Consider the following 7477-nt stretch of genomic DNA (forward strand, 5'->3'; position numbering starts at 1 on the left):
GCGCGCGATTAATCCGCGGAAATCGCGATTTCAATCAGGTTGGTTTTTCCTGACTGCAGGCCGCGCGTTACCGCTTCGGCGATATCTGCAGCCTCGGTTACCCGGCAGCAGTGGACGCCCATGGCGGTGGCAAGCGACTGAAAATCAATATGCGGGTTCACCAGGTCCATCCCGATAAAACGCCCCAGCCGCGTTGAGCTGTAGTCAGCCTGGCTCTTCATAAAGTTTTTCAGGATGTTGTACTCCCTGTTATTCATGACGATAAAGGTGACCGGCAGATTTTCGTGTGCCGCCGTCCAGAGCGCCTGCGGCGAGTACAGAGAGGCCCCGTCGCCTATCAGGCAGACAACCGGCTCACGCCCGCGTCCCAGTGAATGCCCTACTGAGGCCGGCATCCCCCAGCCCAGTCCGCCGCCGCGCATAAAATAGTAGCGCTGATGCTGCTGGTCAGAGATGAACCGGCGGACATGCCGGGCGGTCGCTATCGCCTCATCCACGATGGTGGTACCCGCCGGAATGGACCGGATGACTTCCCAGGCCGCCACCATCGGGGAGATCGCCGGGCGTAGCCGCTCGGCGGCCAGACGTTCCTCCTGCTGCTGCCACTCCTTCTCCCGTTCGTCGCGGGCCGCAACCAGCAGCCGCTGGTGGGCCAGCGTGCTGGCGATCAGTCGCTGCTTAAGCTTTGGCAGCAGTTCATGCAGGGACAGTTTGATATCCCCCATCACTGAAAGGCGAGTGGCATAGGTGCGGCCAAGCTCGTGCATATCCGCCGAAAGCTGATATACCGCGCAGGTTTCCGGAATGGCCTCGCCCTCGCTGTACAAAATGGTGATCAGGCTTCTGCCGCCGATGATAAATACGGCATCGTAGGCGTTGATGATGCTGGCGATTTCGCTGGCGGTGGTGGGCATATTGCCCCGCCAGAGCGCATGCTGCGTAGGGAAGGGCAAATTCAGGGGCCAGGAGGAGCCGTAGACATGGGCGCTGAGCGCTTCAGCAAGCTGGACAATCTCCTGCGTCGAGCCGCTGGAGTGAACTTCATCTCCCGCCACAATCATGATCCTGCCGGGCGTAACCTGGCTCAGTTCTTCGGCCAGTTCGTCCAGCGAGCCCGCCACGGTGTGGTAGTTCACTCTGGACGCCGTCTGTATTCCGGCGTCGCTCAGCTCTTCCATGACGTTCATCGGGAGTGAAAGCAGGACCGGGCCACCCGGAGGGTAGCTGGCCGCGTGAAACGCACGTCGCACCAGCACCGGGAGCTGGTCGGCGCTGGTAACCTCCTGCGCCCATTTCATGACCGGGGAGCCTATGGACACAATATCGTCATACAGAAGCGGGTCGCGGACGTAGTGCCGCGTGTCCTGCTGTCCGACGGTGACCACCAGCGGGGTTTTCATGATCCGCGAATTAATGAGATTCCCCATGCCGTGCCCCAGACCGCTGGCGGTATGCAAATTGATAAATCCGGTCTTGCCGGAGGCTTTTGCGTAGCCGTCGGCAATGGCCACCACGGTGCTTTCCTGAAGCGCGAGAATATAGTGAATATTTTCATGGCGAAGCAGGGCATCAATGAGCGGAAGTTCGGTTGTTCCGGGGTTGCCAAAAATATATTCCACCCCTTCACTCTCCAGCACTTCAAGAAGAATGTCGGCACCCGATCGCATATTTAAATCTGATAAGGACGTTAATGATTTAATCATAATGACACCTCATTCAGCATTATTTAACGCCGGCTAAAATTCTTCCTGCGTCGGACGAACAACAATTTCATTAATATCAACGTCGCCAGGCTGTTCAATAGCAAATAAAACCGCGCGGGCAATTGCGTCAGCCGGAATAGCCTGCTTGTAAAATTCATGCAGGAACTGTTTGCTTGGGGCATCAGAGCTGCCGAACTGCAGTTCGCTTTCGACGGCACCGGGAGAAATAAGCGTCGTGCGGATGGTTTTACCCGCCTCCTGACGTAAGCCTTCACTCAGCGCGCGGACGGCGAATTTCGTGGCGCTATACACCACGCCGCCAGGGGCCAGCACTTTGATGCCCGCGACGGAGGCAACGTTTATAAAATGCCCGCGGCCCTGACGCTGGAACACCGGGAAAGCCGCGGCGATGCCGTACAGCACCCCTTTCAGATTGGTATCAATCATCTTGTCCCATTCGTCGGTTTTCAGCTCGCTGAGCGGGGCGATAGCCATAAAGCCCGCGTTATTGATCAGCACATCCACGCGCTGGTAGGCGGCAACGGCAGCGTCAATGGCGCGCTGCACCTCTTCCTGACGGGTAACATCGGCTTTTACGGCTATCGCCTGGCCACCCTGCTGGATGATGCGGTCCACCAGGGCATTAATTTTCTCCAGACGACGGGCAACCAGCACCAGTGAAAAAGGTTTATCTGCCAGATGAAGGGCAATGGCCTCACCAATACCGCTGCTGGCGCCGGTGATAACAACAACTTTGTTTGCACTATTATTCATGATCTTATCTCGCTATTAAGTGATGCAAAAAATAAAAGGCAGTGAAGCGTTAATGAATAATGATAAATTCATTAACGCGGTTTTTGATATATTGTGTATCAGGAATAAAAGGATGTTCGTATAAAACTTAATGGAGTGCGGAAGAGTCTGTCAATGTCGTTTTTTAATAATTAAACTAATTGCAGGGCTAATATTTAATTCTTATAGGTAACCGAGGGTATTATATAAATGAAATTGATTAACGATAGCGGCCCTGCGAACAGGGCCTGAGAATTACAATTTGCCACTGTAAAGCACCGGGCCTGTGGGGAGCCCAGTGGACGAGCCGCCCTCTGGTTCAAGGCTTATGGCTATCGTGGCGTCAGGAGGGAGCGTTGTGTTCCTGAGGGTGACGCGTGTCGGTATGTCGTTATGCAGCAGCCCCATGGAGACCGGCGCCTGCCCGCCTGGGATCAGCCAAAGCTGGAGGCTGTGTTGCGCCGCGACGGCCGTCGGCCGAAGAGGGGCAATGCTCAAGTGCTGGCGGCTGGCGTCCGCGCTGACGACCCAATCCCCGTGCTGTTGGGCATCGTTGAGGACCATCAGCGGAACGAGTTCCGGGGCTCGGGTGGCATACCAGGCAACGACCGCCAGGGCGGCGAGTGAGGCTGCAACCATCCAGCCGACATAAGGCCGACTTTTGCGTAAAGGCTTTTTAGGCGGCAGATCGAGGGCGATTCTTTTCCACACCGTCTCGGGTGGAGGGATGGGCACAAGGTGGCTATCCAGCGTGCTGAACATTTCCTGCCAGTACGCGACGCGGGCGGCAAGGGCGGGTTCATGGGCAACCCGTTTCTGGAACTGAAGCCGCGCTCCTCCCCGCAGCGTGCCGAGGGCATACTCTGCTGCCAGCATGTCGTCGCGTTTTTCTGCGTCATTCATAGCCCGACACACTCCCGAAGATGGTCCATTGCCCGACGTATCCAGCTTTTCACCGAGCCAAGAGGCTGCTGGAGCCAGTCGGCAATGTCGCTGTGAGACATTCCCTGATAGTAGGCGAGCGTAATGCTCTGGCGCTGCTCGCTGCTCAAATGTTCGAGACACTGCCTGAGCCGTGCTGCCTGCCCATCGTCGTGCCAGTTATTCTGCTCATCGTTCTCGCAAGGCAAAAGCGCTTCGTTATACGGCGCCTCGCGGTCGGCAGCCCGGGTTTGCCCGCTGCGCAGCCAGTCGATACACCGGTTGCGCACAATATGCGTAAGCCAGGTCATCGGGGAGCTCAGTGCAGCGTTGTAGGTTTCAGCTTTACTCCAGACGGTGATAAAACAGTCGTGAAGGATCTCTTCTGCCCATGCGCGGTCGTGCAGCATGCGCAGCGCGACGGCAAACAGGTGTGGCGATGTGAGTCGATAAAGTTGTTCAAATGCACGGCGATCGCCGTTTGCGACCGCCTGCATTAATTTCAGCTGCTGTTCAGCCAGCGCGTTATCCATATTATTCCCGGAAGGCAACGTCACACTTCCGAAGTATAGACAACTACTTAGGCATCAGGACGGTATCAATCACATCGATCACGCCGTTTTTTTGATGAACGTCATAGGTGCTAATGTTCGCCACATTACCTTTACCATCCTTAAGCTGAATATTGTGCGGGCCGTTGCTCATGATCCACAGCGGCTGACCGTTAACGGTCTTCAGCTCCGCGCGGCCGCCGCCCTGTTTAATTTTCTGCTCCAGCGCTTTCATATCATAATTACCGGCGACCACGTGATAGGTCAGGATGCTGGTGAGCGTGGCTTTGTTTTCGGGTTTGACCAGGTTCTCGACGGTGCCGGCAGGCAATTTTGCAAACGCCGCATTGGTCGGCGCAAAGACGGTGAATGGCCCTTTGCTCTGAAGCGTATCCACCAGCCCGGCCGCTTTGACGGCGGCCACCAGCGTGGTGTGATCTTTCGAGTTCACGGCGTTTTCAACAATATTTTTGCTCGGGTACATTTCCGCTCCGCCCACCATCACGGAGCCTGACGTCATGGCTGCTGATGCGCCTGCACAGAAGAGTAAAGCGCTGGTTACGAATGCAACACGGGTTAGCTTTTTCATCATCTTTCCTCGGATTAGGGAGCAAAGGGGTTGCTCACATATGCATATACGAGGGGAGGATGGAAACTGGATGCAGGAAAATAAAAAAATTTTGGGTGGGAAGATAAACGCCCTCTCCCTTGAGGGAGAGGGCTCGGGTGAGGGGAAATATCCTCAGCGGCGAACCGGCGCCCCGTTGGCCACATAATACGCGGCCGTACTTTTTGCCAGCGGCTCGCGCCCGCGAATGGCGTCGGCAATCTTTTCGCCGATCATAATAGTGGTGGCGTTCAGGTTGCCGGTGATGATCTGCGGCATAATCGACGCATCCACCACGCGCAGCCCTTCCAGCCCGTGAACGCGGCCTTCGCCGTCGACCACCGCCATCTCGTCGTAACCCATCTTGCAGGTGCCGCACGGGTGGAACGCGGTTTCGGCGTGGTTACGCACGAACTCGTCCAGCTGCTCGTCGGTCTGGCAGTCAATACCCGGACTGATTTCACGGCCGCGGTACTTGTCCAGCGCGGGCTGGTGCATGATCTCGCGGGTGATGCGGATCGCGTCGCGGAACTCCTGCCAGTCCTGCTCGTGGGACATATAGTTGAACAGGATCGCCGGATGCTGGTGCGGATCGCGCGACTTAATGCGCACGTGCCCACGGCTCGGGGAGCGCATGGAGCCAACGTGGCACTGGAAGCCGTGCTCTTTCACCGCGTTCGAGCCGTTGTAGTTAATCGCCACCGGCAGGAAGTGGTACTGAATGTTCGGCCACTCGAACTCCTCGCGGCTGCGGATAAACCCGCCCGCTTCGAAGTGGTTGCTCGCGCCCACGCCGGTGCCGCCAAACAGCCACTCGGCGCCAATCTTCGGCTGGTTCCACCACTGCAAGGCAGGGTAGAGAGAGACCGGCTCTTTGCATTCATACTGGAGGTACATCTCCAGGTGATCCTGCAGATTTTCCCCCACGCCGGGCAGGTCGTGCACAAGCGGGATATCAAACTGCTTCAGCAGGTCAGCATTGCCCACGCCGGAGCGCTGGAGGATCTGCGGGGAGGCAATCGCCCCGGCGCTCAGCAGCACTTCTTTCTTCGCCGTTGCTTTGGACGGAATGGTGCTTTCGCCCTCCAGCCACTCGACGCCCACGGCGCGCTTGCCGTCAAACAGAATGCGATCGGTCATGGCGTGGGTGCGGATGGTCAGATTCGGACGGGGTTTCGCCTGATCCAGATAGCCGCGCGCGGTGCTGGCGCGTCGGCCCTGCGGCGTGACCGTGCGGTCCATCGGGCCGAAGCCTTCCTGCTGATAGCCGTTGAGATCGTCGGTGCGCGGATAGCCCGCCTGCACGCCCGCTTCCACCATCGCCTCAAACAGCGGGTTCACGCCAGGCTTCGAGGTGGTGACGCTCACCGGACCATCGCCGCCGTGGTAGTCGTTCGGCCCCACGTCGCGCGTCTCTGCCTTGCGGTAGTAGGGCAGGCAGTTGAGGTAGCTCCAGTGCTCCAGACCCGGCTCTTTCGCCCAGTGGTCGAGGTCCATCGCGTTACCGCGGATGTAGCACATGCCGTTGATCAGCGACGAGCCGCCCAGCCCTTTGCCGCGACCGCACTCCATGCGGCGGTTGTTCATGTACGGCTCTGGCTCGGTTTCGTACGCCCAGTTGTAGCGCTTGCCCTGCAGTGGGAACGCCAGCGCGGCGGGCATCTGGGTGCGGAAGTCAAAGCGGTAGTCCGGCCCGCCTGCCTCAAGCAGCAGGACGGTAGTGTTCGGATCTTCAGTCAGTCGTGTAGCCAGCACGTTGCCGGCAGAGCCGGCCCCGATAATGATGTAGTCAAATTGCAAATAAACCTCCCGGTTAAAATATGGACTGGAATTTACCCATCTCAACCTGGATGGACTTCACCTGGGTGTAGCTCTGCAGCGTCATGACGCCGTTCTCGCGGCCAATGCCGGAGTGCTTGTAGCCGCCGACCGGCATCTCTGCGGCGGATTCACCCCAGGTGTTGATCCAGCAGATGCCCGCTTCGAGCTGATGAATGGCGCTGTGGGCGCGGTTCAGGTCGGCCGTTACGATGCCCGCCGCCAGACCGTAGTCGGTATCGTTGGCGCGGCGAATCGCTTCTTCATCGGTGTCATAGGTCAGTATGGACATCACCGGGCCGAAGATCTCTTCGCGCACGATGGTCATCTTGTCGGTGCAGTCGGTGAACACGGTCGGGGCCACCCACGCGCCGTTATCGAAGCCTTCGCCCTTCAGCACGTTGCCGCCGCACAGCACGCGCGCGCCTTCCTCTTTGCCTTTGGCGATGTAGCGCATCACGCTGTCGCGGTGCGGGAAGCTGACCATCGGACCAAAGTTGGTGGTTTCATCGAACAGATCGCCCGCGCGGATGCGGCCCACGCGCTCAACGATTTTCTGCTCAAACGCGGCTTTGAACTTAGCCGGAACAAACACGCGGGTGCCGTTGGTACACACCTGGCCGGAGCTGAAGAAGTTGGCCATCATGGCGATGTCCGCCGCGAGATCGAGATCGGCATCGTCGAAAATAATCAGCGGGGATTTGCCGCCCAGCTCCATCGTCACCTCTTTCAGGGACGAGGCCGCCGAGTTGGCCATCACTTTTTTTCCGCTGGCGACGCCGCCGGTAAAGGAGACTTTGGCGATGCCCGGATGCTCGGTCAGGTACTGACCGGTCTCCGCGCCCACGCCCGGAAGGACGTTAAACACGCCGTCCGGAACGCCCGCTTCGGTGTAGATCTCTGCAAGCTTCAGGGCGGTGAGCGGGGTCACTTCGCTCGGCTTGAAGATCATTGCGTTGCCCGCCGCCAGCGCCGGGGCGGATTTCCACAGGGCAATCTGGATCGGGTAGTTCCACGCGCCGATGCCCGCCACCACGCCCAGCGGCTCGCGGCGGGTGTAGACAAACGAGGTCTCACGCAGCGGG

7 protein-coding genes are annotated in these 7477 nt (G+C 58.4%); all 7 read right to left on the reverse strand.

Annotated features, from left to right (window positions below):
- Positions 1–8 precede the first annotated feature (8 nt).
- Positions 9–1703, reverse strand: a complete 1695-nt coding sequence (locus ACWYRJ_RS14160) for a thiamine pyrophosphate-binding protein (protein ID WP_455508129.1) — start codon at positions 1701–1703, stop codon at positions 9–11.
- A 33-nt stretch (positions 1704–1736) separates the two neighbouring features.
- Positions 1737–2477: an SDR family oxidoreductase gene (locus ACWYRJ_RS14165; protein ID WP_111964443.1), complete on the reverse strand. Its 741-nt coding sequence runs from the start codon at positions 2475–2477 to the stop codon at positions 1737–1739.
- Between the two features lie 273 nt (positions 2478–2750).
- Positions 2751–3398, reverse strand: coding sequence for an anti-sigma factor (locus ACWYRJ_RS14170; RefSeq protein WP_455508130.1), 648 nt, complete (start codon positions 3396–3398; stop codon positions 2751–2753).
- Positions 3395–3949: an RNA polymerase sigma factor gene (locus ACWYRJ_RS14175; protein ID WP_111964441.1), complete on the reverse strand. Its 555-nt coding sequence runs from the start codon at positions 3947–3949 to the stop codon at positions 3395–3397. Before ACWYRJ_RS14175 ends, ACWYRJ_RS14170 begins: the two co-directional genes overlap by 4 nt.
- Positions 3950–3992: 43 nt before the next feature.
- Complete coding sequence (locus ACWYRJ_RS14180; RefSeq protein WP_115874448.1) at positions 3993–4556, reverse strand: fasciclin domain-containing protein; 564 nt, start codon at positions 4554–4556, stop codon at positions 3993–3995.
- A gap of 153 nt (positions 4557–4709) precedes the next feature.
- A complete protein-coding gene (betA, locus tag ACWYRJ_RS14185; RefSeq protein ID WP_127729938.1) occupies positions 4710–6374 on the reverse strand; it encodes a choline dehydrogenase in 1665 nt (554 codons plus the stop codon).
- A 13-nt stretch (positions 6375–6387) separates the two neighbouring features.
- A partial coding sequence (gene betB / locus ACWYRJ_RS14190) for a betaine-aldehyde dehydrogenase (protein ID WP_455508131.1) occupies positions 6388–7477 on the reverse strand: 1090 nt, incomplete at its 5' end.

Source organism: Enterobacter sp. (genome assembly GCF_977039595.1).